Source organism: Sphingopyxis sp. EU05-FHT14B03 (genome assembly GCF_058790875.1).
In genome coordinates this window covers 1,161,011-1,177,727 of the sequence record NZ_JBYTDC010000002.1, presented here as the reverse complement: position 1 = coordinate 1,177,727, position 16,717 = coordinate 1,161,011, and the positions used below count along the sequence as shown (strand labels likewise).

The following is a 16,717-nucleotide window of genomic DNA, read 5'->3' as shown; positions in this document are numbered from 1 at the left end:
GAGGGACATTGGGCGCACAAAAAGGAACAAGGAACAGGTTCAACAAAGGGGGAAAATCATGGTCAAGATGAGTATCGGTGCCGCTTTTTCGGAGACCTTCGGGTTTCTGAAGACCAATTGGATGCAGATGCTGTTGTGGCTTGGTGGCGCGGTGGTGATCGCCTGCCTGCTCGGCTGGTTGCTGTTGCGCAATGCGATGATGACCATGATGATGGCGCAGGGCGATCCGTCGGCCGCATTCGGAGCCTTCGGGTCGATAATTCTGTTCGGTTTCATCGCCGGGACGATCGTCTATGCGGCGAGCCTTTTGATCTGGCGGACGGGACTGGTCGGCGGTGAGCCTGCCAGCGATATCGGCTGGGGCTTGGGCGCGGGCGCCGCGCTGATGCTCGCCAACTTCGTCGTGCAGATCGCGTTGATGATCGTCTTCTACATCGTGTTGTTCATCGTCGGCCTGCTGGCGTTCGGCATTTTCGGTGCCAGCGGCATGTCGCTGGAGAGTTTCGCGACTGGGGGTGCATCGGCCGGACTCATTCTGTTCGGCGTGATCTTCTATGTCGCGCTGATCGTCTTCTTCCTCTGGTTCTTCGGTCGCCTGACCGCCGCCGGCCCGGTGATGGCGGTGAACCGTTCGTCGAATCCCTTTTCGGCCTTCGCCGAATCGTGGCGCCTGACGAGCGCATCGCAATGGACGATCGTCGGCTTCAATTTTCTGATGATCCTCCTCTTTCTCGTCTTCTTTTTCATCGTCTCGATGGTCTTCGGCGGGGTTGCGAGCGCGATGATGACGCCCGACGCGGGCATGGGCGCGATGATCGGCGCGCTCATCATGGCGCTGGTCATCTATGTGCCGGTGGTTCTGGTGTCGGTGTCGATGCCGGCGGGCATCTATCGCTGCATCGGGGTGCAGGGTTCGCCGGACGTTTTCGCCTGAGGTGAGCCGATCAAAGCAAAAGAAGGGGCGCTCCGGAAACGGGGCGCCCTTTTCGCATCAGCTCCACTTGGCGAGTGGCGGCAGGCTCATCAGGATGGCGTCGATATTGCCCCCGGTCTTGAGCCCGAACAGGGTGCCGCGATCGTAGACGAGATTGAATTCGGTATAGCGGCCGCGCCAGATGAGCTGCGCCTCGCGGTCGGCGTCGGTGAAGGGCAGGCCCATGCGTCGCCGCACGATCTGCGGAAAGATATCGAGGAAGGCCTCGCCGACCGCGCGGGTCAGCTGGAAATTGCGGTCGAACTCGGCATCGTCGCCGGTTTCGAGATGGTCATAGAATATGCCGCCGACGCCGCGATGGACGCCGCGGTGCGGAATATAGAAATAATCCTCGGCCCATTTGGCATAGCGTTCATAGACCTCGGGACCGAAAGGCGCGCAGGCGGCGCGCAGCCGGGCATGAAAGGCGTCGGTGTCCTCGGCATAGGGAATCGGCGGATTGAGGTCGGCGCCGCCGCCGAACCAGCGCCGCGTCGTGACGAGGAAGCGCGTGTTCATATGCACAGCGGGAACATGCGGGTTCGCCATATGCGCGACGAGGCTGATCCCGGTCGCGAAAAAACTGGGGTCCTCGGCCGCGCCATGGATCGACGCGGCGAAATCGGGGGCGAACTGGCCGCCGACGGTCGAGACATTGACCCCGACCTTTTCGAACACCTGGCCGGTCAGCACCCCGCGCACTCCGCCGCCGCCTGCACCGGAGTCGAGTCCTTCGGCCTCGCGGTCCCACGGCGTATAGGCGAAGCGCGCGTCGCTGCCGGCTTCGGTCTCGATCGCCTCGAATTCGGCGCAGATCCGGTCGCGCAGCGATTCGAACCAGTCGCGCGCGGCCTGTTGCTGGGGATCGAGCGAAATCATGCGGGAAAACCTTTCGTCTGCCGAAGCGCTTCGGCGAGCGCGATGCCAGCCGCGACCGCGACATTCAAGGAGCGAAAGCCCTGGCACATCGGAATCGCGACCCGCGCGGTCACCGCCGCATGGACATGATGCGGGACGCCCGCGCTTTCCGATCCGAACAGCAGGATGTCGCTTGCGGTGAAATCGAACCGGGGCAGGGGCGTCGCCCCCGTCGTCGTCAGGAGCACGAGCCGCTGGCCGCCGATTTGCGACCATATCCGGAACGCGCCCCAGTCTGGGTGGCGCCGCACATTGGCGCGCGCCGTATAATCCATGCCCGCACGCTTCAGCGCGCCGTCGGAGAAGGGAAAGCCGCACGGCTCGATAATATGCGCGGGCACGCCGAAACAGGCGGCGGTGCGCAGCGTGGTACCGACATTGCCCGCGATGTCGGGCTGAAACAGGGCGATTTCCATGCGCTTTCCTTAGGGCGCGCGGCGTCGCAAATCGAGCGTTTCGGCACCGCGACATGATCCGGTCAAAGAAGCGGAAATTGCCTGTTGGCAAGCCCCGACTGTGCGGCTATCAGGCCCGCAATTCCCGGAGGGGCCGCCGGGGCGCGCCATTTCGTGCGCGCGCAATCAGGGTGGCCCTCAGCCCGGGGAAATTGTCAGTTCAGCCATACAAGGGCAATCGAATGGCCAGTGAAACCGAACACACCGCCGGAATCGAAGACGGGGTGCGCCGCCGTGATTTCATCAACATCGCAGCGGTCAGCTTTGCCGGGGTCGGTGCGGCCGCGGTCGTGCTGCCGCTGGTCAACCAGATGAACCCGTCGGCGGACGTGCTCGCGCTGTCGACGACCCAGATCGATATTTCGGCAATCCAGCCGGGCCAGGCGATCAAGACGAGCTGGCGCAAGCAGCCGGTGTTCGTTCGCAACCTGGTCGCCAAGGAAATCGCCGAGGCGAAAGCGGTGCCGCTGGGTGACCTGCGCGACCCGGAAACGATCGACCAGCGGACCAAACCCGGCAAGGAAAACTGGCTGATCACGCTCGGCGTCTGCACCCATTTGGGCTGCGTGCCGCTCGGCGCTGCTGAGGGCGAGAATCGTGGCGATTTCGGCGGCTATTTCTGCCCGTGCCACGGGTCGCACTACGACACCGCGGCGCGCATTCGTAAAGGTCCGGCACCCAAGAATCTGGTTGTGCCGCCTTATAATTTTGACAGCGACACCGTCGTGACGATCGGCTGAGGAGCGAGATAAGATGAGCTTTCCCTGGGCCAAGCAATATCAGCCGCAGCATCCGTTGATGCAGTGGCTGGACGAGAAGCTGCCAATGCCGCGCCTCGTCTACAACGCGATCGGTGCCGGCTATCCGGTGCCGCGCAACCTCAACTATTTCTGGAATTTCGGCGTCCTCGCCGGCGCCGCGCTGGCGATTCAGATCATCACCGGCATCGTGCTGGCGATGCATTATGCCGCCAATGCGGGCGTCGCCTTCAATTCGGTCGAGCATATCATGCGCGACGTGAACGCCGGCTGGTTCATCCGCTATGCGCATATGAACGGCGCGAGCATGTTCTTCATCGTCGTCTATCTCCATATCTTCCGCGGTCTTTTCTACGGATCGTACAAGGCGCCGCGCGAAATGGTGTGGTTGCTGGGCGTCGTGATCTTCCTGCTGATGATGGCGACCGCCTTCATGGGCTATGTGCTGCCGTGGGGCCAGATGAGCTTCTGGGGCGCGCAGGTGATCACCGGCTTCTTCTCGGCGATACCGCTCGTCGGCGAACCGGTCCGCGAATGGCTGCTCGGCGGCTTCGTCCCCGACAATGCCACGCTCAACCGTTTCTTCTCGCTGCACTATCTGCTGCCGTTCGTGATCGCGGGTGTCATCATCCTGCACATCTGGGCGCTGCACATCCCGGGTTCGTCGAACCCGACCGGCATCGAAGTGAAGGACGAACAGGACACCGTCCCGTTCCACCCCTATTACACCGCGAAGGACGGCTTCGGACTCGGTATCTTCCTGCTCATCTTCGCCGCGCTGACCTTCTTCAGCCCGAACATGCTGGGCCATGCTGACAACTATATCCCGGCGAACTCGCTTTCGACCCCGGCGCACATCGTTCCCGAATGGTATTTCCTGCCCTTCTACGCGATCCTGAAGGCCTTCACCTTCAACTTCCTGTGGATCGACGCGAAGCTGTGGGGCGTGATCGCGATGTTCGCGTCGATCGCGGTGCTGTTCTTCCTGCCCTGGCTCGACAGCTCGCCGGTCAAGTCGTCGACCTATCGCCCGATCTATCGCTGGTTCTTCTGGGTCCTGGTGATCGACGTGTTCATCCTGGGTTTCTGCGGCATGCAGCCGGCCGAACAGCCCTATGTGATCATGAGCCAGATCGGTGCGATCTATTATTTCGCCCACTTCCTGGTGATCCTGCCGATCGTGTCGCGCATCGAACGTCCGTTGCCGATGCCGAATTCGATCACCGAGGCGGTTCTCGCCAAGCATGCCGACACGCCGTCGGCGGCCACGGCCTGAGCGCCGGACTTTAATAGGAGCTGATACAGCCATGGTTCGTCCGCTCGGATTCCTCGTCGGCCTCGGTTTCATTGCCGCGCTGGTGCTCGCGATTCTCACGACGCCGCTCAGCAATGAAGAGAATGTCGCCCACAAGTTTCACGAACACCCCAAGCATCTGAAGCTCGCCAGCGACGGCCTGCTGCCCCATTGGGACAAGCAGCAGCTGCAGCGCGGCATGCAGGTGTACAAGGAGGTCTGCTCGGCCTGCCACAGCCTGCACCTCGTCGCCTTCCGCGACATCGAGGCGCTGGGTTACAGCGAAGGCCAGGTGAAGACCTTCGCCAAGGGTTTCCAGGTTCCGTCGATCAACCCCGACACCGGCGAACCGGCAACCCGCGATGGGCTGTCGTCGGATTATTTCCCGTCGCCCTATGCCAATGAAACCGCGGCGCGTGCGGCGAACAACAATGCGTTGCCGCCCGACCTGTCGCTGATCACCAAGGCGCGCGAAGGCGGCAAGGACTATGTCTATTCGCTGCTGACCGGGTTCAAGAACCCGCCGGCTAACCTGCCCGCCGAACTCAAGCCGGGCACCGGGCTGCACTACAACCCCTATTTCGCGAACCTCAATCTCGCGATGGCGCCGCCGCTGGCTCCGAACCAGGTCACCTATGCCGACGGCACCAAGGCGACGGTCGACCAGATGGCCAAGGACGTCACCGCGTTCCTCGTCTGGACCGCCGAGCCGAAGCTGGTGAAGCGCGTGCAGGTCGGTTGGGCCGTCGTGATCTTCCTGGCGATGTTCAGCGTGCTCGCCTATCTGTCGTACCGGAACATCTGGGCCGACAAGAAGCATTGAGCGGACTAGGGAGGGCGCGTCCCATGATCGCCCTCCCGCCGCAGCCGGACCTCGACCTCGCGTCGCTGGTCCGCACCATTCCCGACTTTCCCAAGCCGGGCATCCAGTTTCGCGACATCACGACACTGATCGGCGACGCCGCCGGCTTTTCCGAAGCCGTGCGGCGTCTTTCCGTTCGCGCGGCAAGCCATGCGCCTGACCTGATCGTTGCGGTCGAGGCGCGCGGCTTCCTGTTCGGCGCCGCGATGGCGACCGCGATGGGGCTGGGCCTCGTGCCCGTGCGCAAGGCGGGCAAGCTGCCCGGCGTCACCATCGGGGTCGATTATGAACTCGAATATGGCGTCGACCGGCTCGAACTGCACGAAGGCGCGGTGCTGCCCGGCCACCGCGTGGTGTTGGTCGATGATCTGCTCGCTACCGGCGGCACGATCCTCGCCACTGCCGAACTGATGCGCAATGCCGGGGCGGAGGTTGCTGCCGCGATGTTCGTGATCGACCTGCCCGATCTCGGTGGGTCGCAGCGGCTGACGGCGGCCGGACTGGCGTGCGAGACGCTGATCGCCTTCGACGGAGATTAGGCGGTTGGTCTCGGACCTTCGAGGCCGTTTAGCCGCCCTCGGCCCAGCGCACAATGCGCGCCCACAGTGGCAAGATGGCCGAGAGCGCAAGCAATATGGCGGCAGGAACCCAGATCAGCACCGAATATTTATAGAATTGTAGCGCCAAACCCGGATCGTTGCGATTGGCCGGCTCGATTACCGGAAATGCCACGACCCGGATGATCGCAATCAGGACGAGGAAAATTCCCCATTTGAAAAGCCGTGAAGGTGGGAGCATCGGACTTGGCTATCACGACTCTTGTCCTACGCAAAACGCCCGCACCTTTCAGCGCGGGCGTTCGAAGCGTCCAAGGGGGAAGGGCGCTTTTTAGAAGGGGACCCAGTTCTGCTTCTTGCGGAACTTCATATAGCCGACATTGGCGCCTAACCGTGCGCCGACGCCGACGCGGATCGGGATCAGCACCACGTCACCACGGCGCAGGTACGACGCGTTGAAGCCGCCGATCAGATAGGCAGCGCCTTCACCCGCCGGATAGCGCTTGTAGAGATCCTGGGTGTCGAACAGATTGTAGACGAGGACGAAGGTGTTGCCCGCGTTGGCGCCCGCGTCGAAGCCGATCGACGGGCCGGTCCAGTAAGCGGGCATCTCGCCCTCGATCTTGTGGAACAAAGTGCCCGAGCCGTAGCGCACGCCAAGCACCAGCGCGCCGCCGGCTTCGCGGCCGACGATATAGGCATTGGGTTCGCCTTGTTTCTTGAGGATGTCCTCGATCAGCCCGGCAAGGCCCTGTGCGCCCTTACCGAACACGCCCTCAGCGGCGCCGATCAGATCGTCCTTCTTGTAGGTCGAGCCCGGGGGTGCGTTCGTCGCCGCAGCTTCGGGACCGGTGGTCGGGGTCGCCGCCGTGTCGGGTGAGGTTACCTGATCGCCGGTCGCGAGATCACTGTCATAGGACGTATCGCCGCTCGTCGTGCTGGTGGCTGGCGGCGGCGGGGCCGGGTTGTCGAGATCGGCATCGATCGCGCTGTTGGGATCGATCTGCGTCATTTGCGCCGCCGCAGGTAGCGGCGACACGGCGAGGCCGATCGAAGCGATGGCCATCAAGGCGAGACTGGAAAGCGACTGACGCATGATATTCCCCCAAATTCCGGGCCGGCGACGCGCGATCGCGCCGCAGGGCAGTATTTACCATGACTCCAATTGGCCGGCGGGCAATGAACCGGCGATGACCTGAGTCGATTTTGCGCCAGGCCGAATCGATTTCGGCGCCGATCCGATGCTCGGGTGCAAAAAAATGGCAATGTTTGCCGTTGCGGGGTGCGAGGCGGCTGGCTATAGCGACCCGCCTAAGCCAGCCTGTCGTTAGCGCGACAGACCATGCGGAGACGTGGGTGAGTGGCTGAAACCAACGGTTTGCTAAACCGTCGTACTGGTAAATCCGGTACCGAGGGTTCGAATCCCTCCGTCTCCGCCACCTACCCTTCCGCAGGGGTCCGTCTCAGTCCACAGAGATTGAGCTTTTCCCAGAAAACCAGAGCTTTTCGGATTCGCTCGTCCGCGACGTCTTTACGCGGCTCGGCGAGGCGACGGCGTGCGGCCTGAAGAGCCGCTTGGTGCGCGGTTTGCAGGAGGATTCTCGCGCCGCCAGCGTTTCGCCGCGATCGACTTGCCGAACAGCGCGCGGGCCATGCCCTGCCGGGTCGTCTCCTGCATGGGGCCTCGCGGAGATTGAGTCCGGTTATGCGGTGCTCGACGAGGATTGGCAGGGTGCCTTGAAAGCGGACATTCGTATTTCACCGTCATCGACTATATCCGCCAAGCCGGATTTAACCCGGCGACATGTCCTTGCTGGTACTCGCCCGGCGGGCTAGTGGAGCTGAGCGTAAGTGCTCGCGTTCATTTTGAATGCGCAATCAATTTGCCGTTCGCACGTCAGGCAACCATCGCGACACGATATTCGTCCGAGCGACAACAGGATGCGTAGTGAAACTTCGCCAGATTGAAATCTTCCACGCCGTTTATGTGACTGGCTCGGTCAGCGCCGCGGCGCGGGTGCTGAATATTTCGCAACCGTCGGTCACGAAAATCTTGCGTTATGCGGAGACCAGCCTCGGGCTGTCGTTATTCGAACGGACGAAGGGGCGCCTGGTCCCCACCGAGGATGCGCACGAGCTTTTCCTGGAGGTGGCGGAGGTCCAGAAGCGTGTCGACCAGCTCCGGCGGGCGAGCCGCAACCTGCGGTTCGGGCAAGGGCGGACACTGCGCGTTTCGGTGCTGCCGTCCCTCGGGCTCGGAGCGATTCCGGATGCGGTCACGGCCTTTCTGGCCAAACATGAGGGCGTGTCGCTCGAGCTTCACACGGCGCATCACGACGACATGGTGCGCAAGCTGTACGAGCGGGAAACGGATCTGGTCATCAGCTATGACGTGCCTTCGACCGCTCCCGTAGGCTTCGACGTGCTGGGCACGGGAGAATTGGTCGCGATCTATAAACCGGGCGCTATTCAATGCGATATGCCGCGCATGCCCCTGAGCGCGCTGGAAGGGCATCGCTTCATAACCACAGTCAAAAGCGGCCCCATGGGTAATCTGTTGTCCGAGGAACTCGCCCAGACCGGCGTGATGTTGAATGACGTCGTCTCGTCCCAGACCTTCTTTGTCGCGGCGGCGCTCGTCCGGTCGGGCGCAGGTGTCTCGATCGTCGACAGTTTTACGGCACAAGCAATCGCGGCGCCGGACATCGCCTTCAAGCCGCTCCAGCCGCCCATCCCGTTCAACGTCTATGCCATCTATCTGCAGAACCGGCCCCCGTCGAAATTGGCGACCGTTTTGCTGAAGCATCTGAAAAGCGCCTTTCAGGCCTATAGAAAATTTCTATAGGCCGCCGCCGGATAGATATTGTTCGGATCGTCCGTCGCGGATTAGGCAAGCAACATCTGTCAGTCAGCAAAGCGGATCATTGCGCTTGTCCTTCGATATTTGTGGTATTTCCGGGGTCGTATCCAGCCAATGGTCCGGCCTGGGCAGGCTTGGCCATCGCTTGAGGCGAGGGCGGCGTGGGACGCTGGCCGCCTTGCTGGCCGGTGCCGGGATTGCGATAGGCATGGGAGGAATCGGATCGTCCTCGGCGCAGGTCGTCGACCAGCCGCGCGTCCACGCTCGCGACATTGGTATCGCGCCGGGAATATTTGCGCCCGGTCCTCTCAATTCCATCACCGACGTCGATGGCGTGCGAGTTGGCCAGGTGACACGTATCGAGGGCGCCGACGTCAGGACCGGCGTCACGGCGATCTTGCCGCACGGCGGCAATATTTTCCAGGACAAGGTGCCCGCGGGTATCGTCGTCGCCAATGGCTTCGGCAAATTTGCGGGCGCGACGCAGATCGCCGAGCTGGGCGAGATCGAGACGCCGATCGTCCTGACCAACACCTTGAGCGTCGCGCCGGCGATCGATGGCATTCTCGACTGGACCCTGACGCGGCCCGGCAACGAACATGTCCGGTCGGTCAATGCGGTGGTGGGCGAAACCAACGACAGTGTCCTCAATAACATCCGCAAGCGGGTGATCGGCCGGTCTGACGTGATCGCGGCCATCGAGGCCGCAACCGGCGGCCCGGTTGCGGAAGGCAGCGTGGGCGCCGGCACTGGCACCATGGCCTTTGGCTGGAAAGGCGGTATCGGCACGAGTTCGCGCATACTCCCGCCGGCGCTGGGCGGCTATCGCGTCGGCGTGCTGGTGCAAACCAATTATGGCGGGACGCTGACGATGGACGGCGTTCCCGTCGGCAAAGCGCTGGGGCGCTATTATCTGCGTGAGCATAGCGAGCGGGCGTCGGCCGACGGGTCGATCATTCTGGTCGTGGCGACCGATGCGCCGCTCAGCGATCGGAATCTGACCCGGCTCGCTCATCGCGCGATCGCGGGTCTGGCGCGGACCGGGGCAGCCTTTTCAAACGGGTCCGGCGACTATGCCATCGCTTTCTCGACCGCCGATGGGGTTCGCCGGACGGCCGCACGGCGTGCCGGTGTCGCGGCCTATCCCGAACTGGCCAATGACGAGATGTCGCCGCTGTTCGTGGCGGTGTCGGAAGCGGCCGAGGAAGCAATCTATAATTCGCTGCTGATGGCCACGACCATCGACCGGCAGGCGACGGCCGAAGCCGGAGCGGCGAGGGGAGAGGCGCTCGACATCGCGGCGGTCAGGCAGGCGATCGCACGCTATCGACCGGCGGCGACACGGCGCCCGGCGCCGGCGAAGGGAAATGTCCGTTGAGGCGGGTCGACATATTGGTGATCGGCGGCGGGATTGCCGGCGTGTCGGCGGCGGCGCGATTCGCGCAGCGGTCGGAAACCATCTTGCTCGAACGCGAAAGCGCGCTTGGCTATCATTCGTCGGGGCGCAGCGCGACCTTCTATCATTTCGGCATCGGCGATGACGCGGTGCGCGGGCTGACGGCGGCCAGCCGCCACTTTTTCGCCAATCCGCCGGGTGGAGAGGAACTGCCGCCGCTGTGGCAGACGAAATCGGCCATGTTCTTCGCAACGTCCGAAACGATGGACCAGCTGTCGGCGCTCGAAACCGAAATGCGACGCTTTTCTGACAATATCTCGCAAGTGGGACCGGCTGAGATGCAGGCGATTGTCCCCGTGCTGAAGGTCGGGACGGGCGGCGCGGTTGCCGGACTGGTCGATACGGGGGGTCGCAAGCTGGACGCCGATCTGCTCCTCCAAGCCAATGCGCGCGCGCTGCGGACGGCAGGCGGCGAGATACATTTCCACGCCGGGGTGACGGGTATCGCGCACGACGGGGCCGATTGGATCGTCGATACGGTGGAGGAGAGTTACGCAGCCCGGATCGTCGTCAACGCAGCGGGCGCCTGGGCGGATGAATTCGCGGCGATTGCCGGCGTCCGCCCGCTCGGATTGATCCCGCTCCGGCGGACTATCATCGGCTTTGATCCGCCACAGGGTCTCGATGTGTCGGACTGGCCGTTTCTCAAGACGGTCTTCGACGATGGCTTCTACATGTTGCCCGATGCCGGCCGGCTCCTGGCTTCTCCCATGGATGTCACGCCATCGCCGGCGTGCGATGCCCAGCCGGAAGATTATGAAACGGCGCTTGCCGCGTGGCGCGTCGAAGAGGCGACGACATTGTCGGTGGACCGGATCGCGCTAAAATGGGCCGGTTTGCGAAGCTTCGTGGCGGACAAGGTACCCACCGCCGGGTTCGCGCCCGACGCGCCGGGATTCTTCTGGCTCGCCGGGCAGGGCGGTTACGGGCTGCAGACATCGCCCGCGATGGCGCTCGCCGCCGAAGCCCTGTTGTTCGACCTTCCCTGGCCCGAACTGCTTCGCGAACATGGCGTCGAGCCGCGCCAGATCCGGCCCGAACGCTTGTACGTCTGATGCCCAAGGCCGGGCGATGGTTTTTGGGACGATCCTATCGGGAGTAATCTTGCATGCGTTTCCTGACCCTGATCGGCGCGCTCTGCGTCGCGACAACGCCCTCCGCCTATGCGCAGGACAAATGGACGGTCGTCATCCATGGCGGGGCCGGGGAGATGGCCCGGGGCAAGACGTCGCCGGAGCAGGATCAGGCGCTTCGTGCCGGTCTGAATGCGGCGCTCGATGCGGGGGCTGGTGTGTTGGCGGCCGACGGCAGCGCGCTGGACGCCGTCGAAGCGGCGATCAAGGTGCTGGAGGATGATCCGCGTTTCAATGCGGGGCGCGGCGCCGTCTTTACCTGGGAAGGGCGCAACGAACTCGACGCCGCGATCATGGACGGGCGCACCCGCGCGGCGGGTGCGGTGGCGGGTATCACGCGCACGCGCAATCCCGTCAGCCTCGCGCGGGCGGTCATGGAAAAAAGCCCGCACGTCTTCCTCGGCGGTGAAGGAGCCGACCGTTTCTCGATCGAGCAGGGATTGCCGCAAGTCGATCCTTCCTGGTTCGCGACCCCCGAGCGTCGTAAGCAGCTCGAACGGATGAAGGCTGACAAATTGAGCTGGTACGACGTCGACCTGAAATTCGGAACCGTCGGCGCCGTCGCGATCGATGCCGACGGCAATGTCGCGGCGGCGACGTCGACGGGCGGACGAACCGGAAAGCGCTGGGGACGCATCGGCGACGCTCCGGTGATCGGCGCCGGAACCTATGCCGACAACCGCGCTTGTGCGGTCTCCGCAACGGGGGCGGGCGAATATTTCATCCGCGTCGGCGCGGCGCACGAGATTTGCGCGCGTGTCCGCATGAAAGGCGAGACGCCAAAACAAGCCGCGGATGCCGTCATGGCCGAGATCGGGCAATTGGGCGGCACCGGCGGGGTGATCGTCACCGGACCCGGCGGAGCGGCGGACTGGTCTTTCAACACGCCCGGCATGTCGCGCGGCAGCGCCAGCAGTACGGGCGAACGCAAGGTGGCCCTCTACGGCGACGAGGACTGAACGCTTCCAGGCGCGGACAGTCGCCTGGAAGCCTGTGTCATCGAACGAAATAGCTGGCATTGCGCCAAGATATTTGCTGGCGGCGGAGCGTGGATATGCTCTTGCCGACGGACGGCGTCGGCGACCTATTACCTATTCCCCTCAGGCATATACCGACGTGGTCAAGCGGCTGCCGATCATCTGTGCATGGCACCGGGCATTGCCGTCATTCCGCCGAATCGGGAGAGAAATCCTGGGTCGCTGCCGGCGTCTGACTCAAAATCCATAGAAAATTTCTATAGGTAGGGGAAGCCTTGATATTGGCCTTGTTTCCCTTCGCCGGTTCAACTGTCCTCCTCGGTCGGGCTGGTCTGCCTGATCGACCGAGGCTGCTTTATGCTGCGACGGCTGTCGGTCGGCTAATGCCCGCCGGACCCGCTGATACGCACCAAAAGCCGGAAGGAGAAGCGACGAGCGGCTTTGCGCCCCGGTCTTCTTCTTCCTGTTCAAGGAGGAACGCCACTTGTTGGTCGTGAAAAAAAAGGGGGTCGAGATGGTGAGTTTCAGGAAATCTTTTGCGGTCGCGTTGCTGACGATGGTGTCGAGCACCGCGATGGCGCAGGATCTGACGTCGGGCACAGCGGCCGAAGGCGAGGCCGTGGCCGACGGTGAAAGCATCGTCGTCACCGGCACGCGCATCAAGCAGGATGGTTTTTCGGCGACGGTGCCGATCAATATTTTGGGTGCGGAAGAACTGGAAGCATCGGGCAAGACCGACCTTGGGCAGATCCTTGCCGAAATGCCGGGCGTCAACCTCGTCGACACCACCGTCGGGCAGCCGAACGGGACCATCCAGAACGCCGGCACCAGCACGGTCGCGTTGCGCGGCCTGTCGAGTTCGCGCACGCTGACGCTGATCAACGGCCGCCGCACGGTCGCCAATGCCGCGAACCGCAGCGTGGTCAGCCTGAACACCATTCCCGTCGATTTCGTCGAGCGCGTGGATGTCATCACCGGCGCCGCATCGGCGGTCTATGGATCGGACGCGATCGCGGGCGTCGTCAACGTCATCACTGAATCCAAGCTCGAAGGCCTGCGTCTGCGCGGTCGCATCGGGTCTGCACTGACCGGCGGCGGCGGGGCTGAGGAGGCGATGGTCGCTGCCACTTTCGGCGCCAAATTCGCCGACGGCCGCGGCTATTTCGCGATCAGCGGCAGCTGGGACGACGATGGCGGCCTGCTCGCGCGCGACCGCCTTGCCCGCGCGACCAAGAACTGGACTTTCGCTTCGGGCACCAACACGATCAGCGACCCCGCGCTGAGCACCGATACGCCGGGCGGACGCTTTCGCGGCGGCGCCTTTTTCTATGACGACGCTGGCACGCTGCGCACGGGATTTGTGACCAATCGCGACGGCTATAACGATCGCTTCGATGACACGCTGCGCCTGCCGCGCACCGTGATGGCGCTGGCCGGCAAAGCGAGTTTCGAAGTGTCGGAGGCGTTTGTCCCCTATGTCGAGGTGCAATTCTCCGACCTCGACACCTTCTACACCCGCGCGCCCTATGGCTATCGCGATTCGAGCACGGTGTTCCTTCGCGACGAGATCGGCGTTCCGCTTCCGGGCCTGCCGACCTTCGCGATCGGGCGCATCTCGCGCGACAATCCCTTCGTTCCGACCGAAATCCGCGCCGGGGCTCCGGCCAGCGGCATCGATTGGCGGCGGCGCTTCGACGAACTGGGCAATCGCGACACGATCAGCGATCGCGACACGCTGCGCGTCTGGGGTGGCGTCCGCGGCAAGCTGGGCGGCGACTGGACCTATGACGCAACCTATTCCTATGGCACCTTCGATCAGGTCCAGACGCGACTGAACAACATCAACCTGCAGAATCTGAAATATGCGCTCGATGCCGAGCGTCTGGCGAGCGGCGTGATCCAGTGTCGCGATGCCACCGCGCGCGCTGCCGGCTGCGTTCCGATCAACATCTTCGGCGTCGGGACGATCACGCCGGAGGCGGCGAATTACATCCGCCATGATTCGACATTCTACACCAAGCTGCGTCAGGACGTGTTCCAGGCCTTTGCCACCGGTTCGATCTTCGAGCTTCCGGCGGGCAAGGTGCAGCTTGCGCTCGGCGGTGAATATCGCCGTGAAAAGGGCACGTCGGGCAGCGATGCGCAGACGCTTGCGGTCATCTCGAACGTCGCGGCGGTTCCGAGCTTCAGCGGCAGCTTCAACGTCAAGGAAGCCTTTGCCGAACTTTCGGTCCCGCTGCTCAGCGGCAAGCCGTTCTTCGAGGAACTGAAGGTCGATTTCGCGGGCCGCGTGTCCGACTATAGCCAGAAGAACGTCGGCACGGTGTACAGCTATCATGCAGGCGCCGACTGGATGCCCGTGGAAGGGCTGCGTTTCCGTACCCAATATGGCACGGCGCAGCGCGCGCCCAGCCTTCCCGAACTTTATTCGCCGCCGCGCGACGACACCGACACGGTGGTCGACATCTGTTCGGGCATCACGGCAACGACCGCCGGCACGGTTGCCGGCAATTGCCGCCTGAACCCGGGTATCGCGGCAACGATCGCCTCGAACGGCGTGTTCACCCAGTCCTCCACCTCGATCCAGTCGCCCAATATGGGCAGCCTGGCTCTGCGTGAGGAAAAAGGCACGACCTTCACGCTGGGCACGGTGATCTCGCCGCGCGCGCTGCCGGGGCTCAACCTGTCGGTCGATTATTACAACATCAAGGTGACCAACGCGATCTCGGCGCTGGATAACGAGATTTTGCTGCGTCAGTGCTATTCGGACGCGACGAATTTCGCCGGCAACGAGTTCTGCCAGTCGGTGATCCGCGGGGCCGACGGCCAGATCCTGCAGATCAACCAGGTGCCGCAGAACCTCGATCGCATCTCGACCTCGGGCATCGATACGTCGTTCGCCTATCGGCTGCCGCTGGAAGGGGTCGGTGTCGCCGGCGACCTGCGTTTCGATTTCAACTGGACGCATGTGATCAAGAAGGAAACCCAGTATCAGGGGATCAACGGCACCGAAATTTCCAATACCAGGGGGCAGATTTCGTCGCCGACCGACGTTGTCCGCGCCCGGATCGGGTACACGAACAAGCTGTGGAACATCGACTGGCGCGTGCGTTACATCGGGCCGATGGTGTCGTCGAACGATCGTGTGGCGGCGGCCGAAGCGGCCGGGTTCGCCAATCCGCTGTACCTCTATTATGGCGCTTATTGGCGGCACGACATCGGGGCGAGCATCCGGCCCGAATTCGGTGGTGGCAAGTGGCGCCTGTCGGTGGGCATCACCAACCTGTTCGACAAGACCGGGCCGAATGTGCCCGAAGGTGCGACGCCCTTTGACGACAATGGCTATATCCTCGACTATGGTGTTGTCGGACGCTCGGGCTTCGCGTCGATCGAGGTGAAGTTCTGATGCGCTGGCGGAAGGCGTCGGCGCGGGCCATCGGTCTGGCGATGCTGGTCCTGGCCGTGGCGGGAGGGACCATCGGCTCCACCGCCCTGGCCCGGGCGGCGGCCCCCGCCAAGGCGGCGAAGGACAAGGCGCCGGCCTTGCCGGACCTCAAACCCGGTGCGGGGAGCTTCCTTTTTTCCGGCTGGGCCGGAAAACCGCTCCGCGTTCATTATTACAGGCCCGACAAGGTGACCGAGACAACGCGCATCCTGTTCGTCATCCATGGTGCCGGGCGCAATGCCGACGGTTACCGCGACGCGTGGATCCCCTACGCCAATGAGGGGCAGTATATCGTCCTGACTCCCGAATATTCGAAGGAGGATTTTCCGACTTCGCTGACCTATAATGTCGGGCACATCGTCGACGAGGCCGGCAATCCGCGGCCGCGCGAACAATGGTCGTTCGCGTCGATCGAACCGATGTTCGATGCTGTTCGCAAGGCGACGGGCACCAAGGTGCCGCGATATGCGATCTATGGCCACTCGGCTGGGGGGCAGTTCGTGCATCGTTTCGTCGAACTGTGGCCCGACGCCCGCTACAGCCGGGCGGTCGCCGCTAACGCCGGCTGGTACACGATGCCCGATCTGGCGATCCAATATCCCTATGGTCTGAAGGGTGCACTCACCGACGCCGCCGGGTTGAAAGCGACACTGGAAAAACCGCTGACGATCCTGCTTGGCACAGCGGACACCGACCCCAATCATCACCAGCTTTCGCGGACGCCTGAAGCGATGACGCAGGGCGTCCACCGGCTGGCGCGCGGCGAATTCTTCCATGCCTATGGCCGCAAGGTGGCGCATGAACTGGGCGCCAAATTCGCATGGAAGCTCGATTACGCGCCGAACATTGCACATAGCAATACGGGCATGAGCCAATACGCGCAGAAGCTGGTCTGGGAATAACCCTACCCAACAGGGTGGTCGAGTACAGGTGGTCGTGGCGTCCCTATTGCGGGCCGGTCGCGTCCGGCCGCCTGCTGCCCGCACAATGCGGTTGCGTCCGAACCTTGCGCCGCCCCGCATCCGGTAA

At 63.3% G+C, this 16,717-nt stretch carries 15 protein-coding genes and 1 tRNA gene; 12 read left to right on the top strand and 4 right to left on the bottom strand.

Features of this window, described 5'->3' with window-relative positions; genetic code table 11:
• Nucleotides 1–58: 58 nt before the first annotated feature.
• On the top strand, nucleotides 59–934 hold the full coding sequence (locus tag AC3WS4_RS14740) for a hypothetical protein (RefSeq protein ID WP_187139776.1): 876 nt from the start codon (nucleotides 59–61) through the stop codon (nucleotides 932–934).
• 57 nt (nucleotides 935–991) lie between these two features.
• Here the strand turns inward: AC3WS4_RS14740 and hemF are convergent, their stop codons facing one another.
• Together hemF and AC3WS4_RS14730 are read right to left on the bottom strand one after the other, a co-directional pair.
• On the bottom strand, nucleotides 992–1,852 hold the full coding sequence (gene hemF, locus AC3WS4_RS14735; RefSeq protein ID WP_492739512.1) for an oxygen-dependent coproporphyrinogen oxidase: 861 nt from the start codon (nucleotides 1,850–1,852) through the stop codon (nucleotides 992–994).
• Nucleotides 1,849–2,307 (bottom strand): tRNA (cytidine(34)-2'-O)-methyltransferase, encoded by a 459-nt coding sequence (locus AC3WS4_RS14730; RefSeq protein ID WP_492739513.1) that lies wholly within the window; start codon nucleotides 2,305–2,307, stop codon nucleotides 1,849–1,851. The genes hemF and AC3WS4_RS14730 overlap by 4 nt, the downstream gene beginning before the upstream one ends.
• A 221-nt stretch (nucleotides 2,308–2,528) precedes the next feature.
• Here AC3WS4_RS14730 and petA point away from each other — a divergent pair, with 221 nt between their 5' ends.
• Genes petA through AC3WS4_RS14710 form a run of 4 tightly spaced genes read left to right on the top strand, consistent with a single transcriptional unit; the run spans nucleotide 2,529 to nucleotide 5,799 of the window.
• Nucleotides 2,529–3,086, top strand: a complete 558-nt coding sequence (gene petA / locus AC3WS4_RS14725) for a ubiquinol-cytochrome c reductase iron-sulfur subunit (RefSeq protein WP_056350967.1) — start codon at nucleotides 2,529–2,531, stop codon at nucleotides 3,084–3,086.
• Nucleotides 3,087–3,099: 13 nt separating this feature from the next.
• On the top strand, nucleotides 3,100–4,380 hold the full coding sequence (locus AC3WS4_RS14720; protein ID WP_056350969.1) for a cytochrome b: 1,281 nt from the start codon (nucleotides 3,100–3,102) through the stop codon (nucleotides 4,378–4,380).
• Between the two features lie 31 nt (nucleotides 4,381–4,411).
• A complete protein-coding gene (locus tag AC3WS4_RS14715; RefSeq protein ID WP_056350971.1) occupies nucleotides 4,412–5,221 on the top strand; it encodes a cytochrome c1 in 810 nt (269 codons plus the stop codon).
• 23 nt (nucleotides 5,222–5,244) lie between these two features.
• Entirely contained in the window at nucleotides 5,245–5,799 is a 555-nt protein-coding gene (locus AC3WS4_RS14710) for an adenine phosphoribosyltransferase (RefSeq protein WP_187139777.1), read from the top strand.
• Between the two features lie 28 nt (nucleotides 5,800–5,827).
• Here AC3WS4_RS14710 and AC3WS4_RS14705 read toward each other — a convergent pair whose 3' ends face one another.
• Nucleotides 5,828–5,992, bottom strand: coding sequence for a hypothetical protein (locus tag AC3WS4_RS14705; RefSeq protein ID WP_187139778.1), 165 nt, complete (start codon nucleotides 5,990–5,992; stop codon nucleotides 5,828–5,830).
• A 156-nt stretch (nucleotides 5,993–6,148) separates the two neighbouring features.
• Nucleotides 6,149–6,913: a DUF1134 domain-containing protein gene (locus AC3WS4_RS14700; RefSeq protein ID WP_187139779.1), complete on the bottom strand. Its 765-nt coding sequence runs from the start codon at nucleotides 6,911–6,913 to the stop codon at nucleotides 6,149–6,151.
• 250 nt (nucleotides 6,914–7,163) lie between these two features.
• Between AC3WS4_RS14700 and AC3WS4_RS14695 the strand changes: the two genes are divergently transcribed.
• The 7 genes from AC3WS4_RS14695 (at nucleotide 7,164) to AC3WS4_RS14665 (ending at nucleotide 16,590) form a co-directional block, all read left to right on the top strand.
• A tRNA-Ser gene (locus AC3WS4_RS14695) sits at nucleotides 7,164–7,256 on the top strand.
• A 509-nt stretch (nucleotides 7,257–7,765) separates the two neighbouring features.
• Nucleotides 7,766–8,662 (top strand): LysR family transcriptional regulator, encoded by an 897-nt coding sequence (locus AC3WS4_RS14690; RefSeq protein ID WP_492739514.1) that lies wholly within the window; start codon nucleotides 7,766–7,768, stop codon nucleotides 8,660–8,662.
• 223 nt (nucleotides 8,663–8,885) lie between these two features.
• A complete protein-coding gene (locus AC3WS4_RS14685) occupies nucleotides 8,886–10,055 on the top strand; it encodes a P1 family peptidase (RefSeq protein ID WP_492739515.1) in 1,170 nt (389 codons plus the stop codon).
• On the top strand, nucleotides 10,052–11,188 hold the full coding sequence (locus tag AC3WS4_RS14680) for an NAD(P)/FAD-dependent oxidoreductase (RefSeq protein ID WP_492739516.1): 1,137 nt from the start codon (nucleotides 10,052–10,054) through the stop codon (nucleotides 11,186–11,188). The genes AC3WS4_RS14685 and AC3WS4_RS14680 overlap by 4 nt, the downstream gene beginning before the upstream one ends.
• Before the next feature lie 53 nt (nucleotides 11,189–11,241).
• Nucleotides 11,242–12,225: an isoaspartyl peptidase/L-asparaginase family protein gene (locus AC3WS4_RS14675; RefSeq protein ID WP_492739517.1), complete on the top strand. Its 984-nt coding sequence runs from the start codon at nucleotides 11,242–11,244 to the stop codon at nucleotides 12,223–12,225.
• A gap of 511 nt (nucleotides 12,226–12,736) precedes the next feature.
• Complete coding sequence (locus AC3WS4_RS14670; RefSeq protein ID WP_492739778.1) at nucleotides 12,737–15,649, top strand: TonB-dependent receptor plug domain-containing protein; 2,913 nt, start codon at nucleotides 12,737–12,739, stop codon at nucleotides 15,647–15,649.
• Nucleotides 15,649–16,590 carry an alpha/beta hydrolase family protein gene (locus tag AC3WS4_RS14665; RefSeq protein ID WP_492739518.1) on the top strand — a complete coding sequence of 314 codons (942 nt, stop codon included), beginning with the start codon at nucleotides 15,649–15,651 and terminating at the stop codon, nucleotides 16,588–16,590. Before AC3WS4_RS14670 ends, AC3WS4_RS14665 begins: the two co-directional genes overlap by 1 nt.
• The last annotated feature ends 127 nt before the right edge of the window (nucleotides 16,591–16,717 follow it).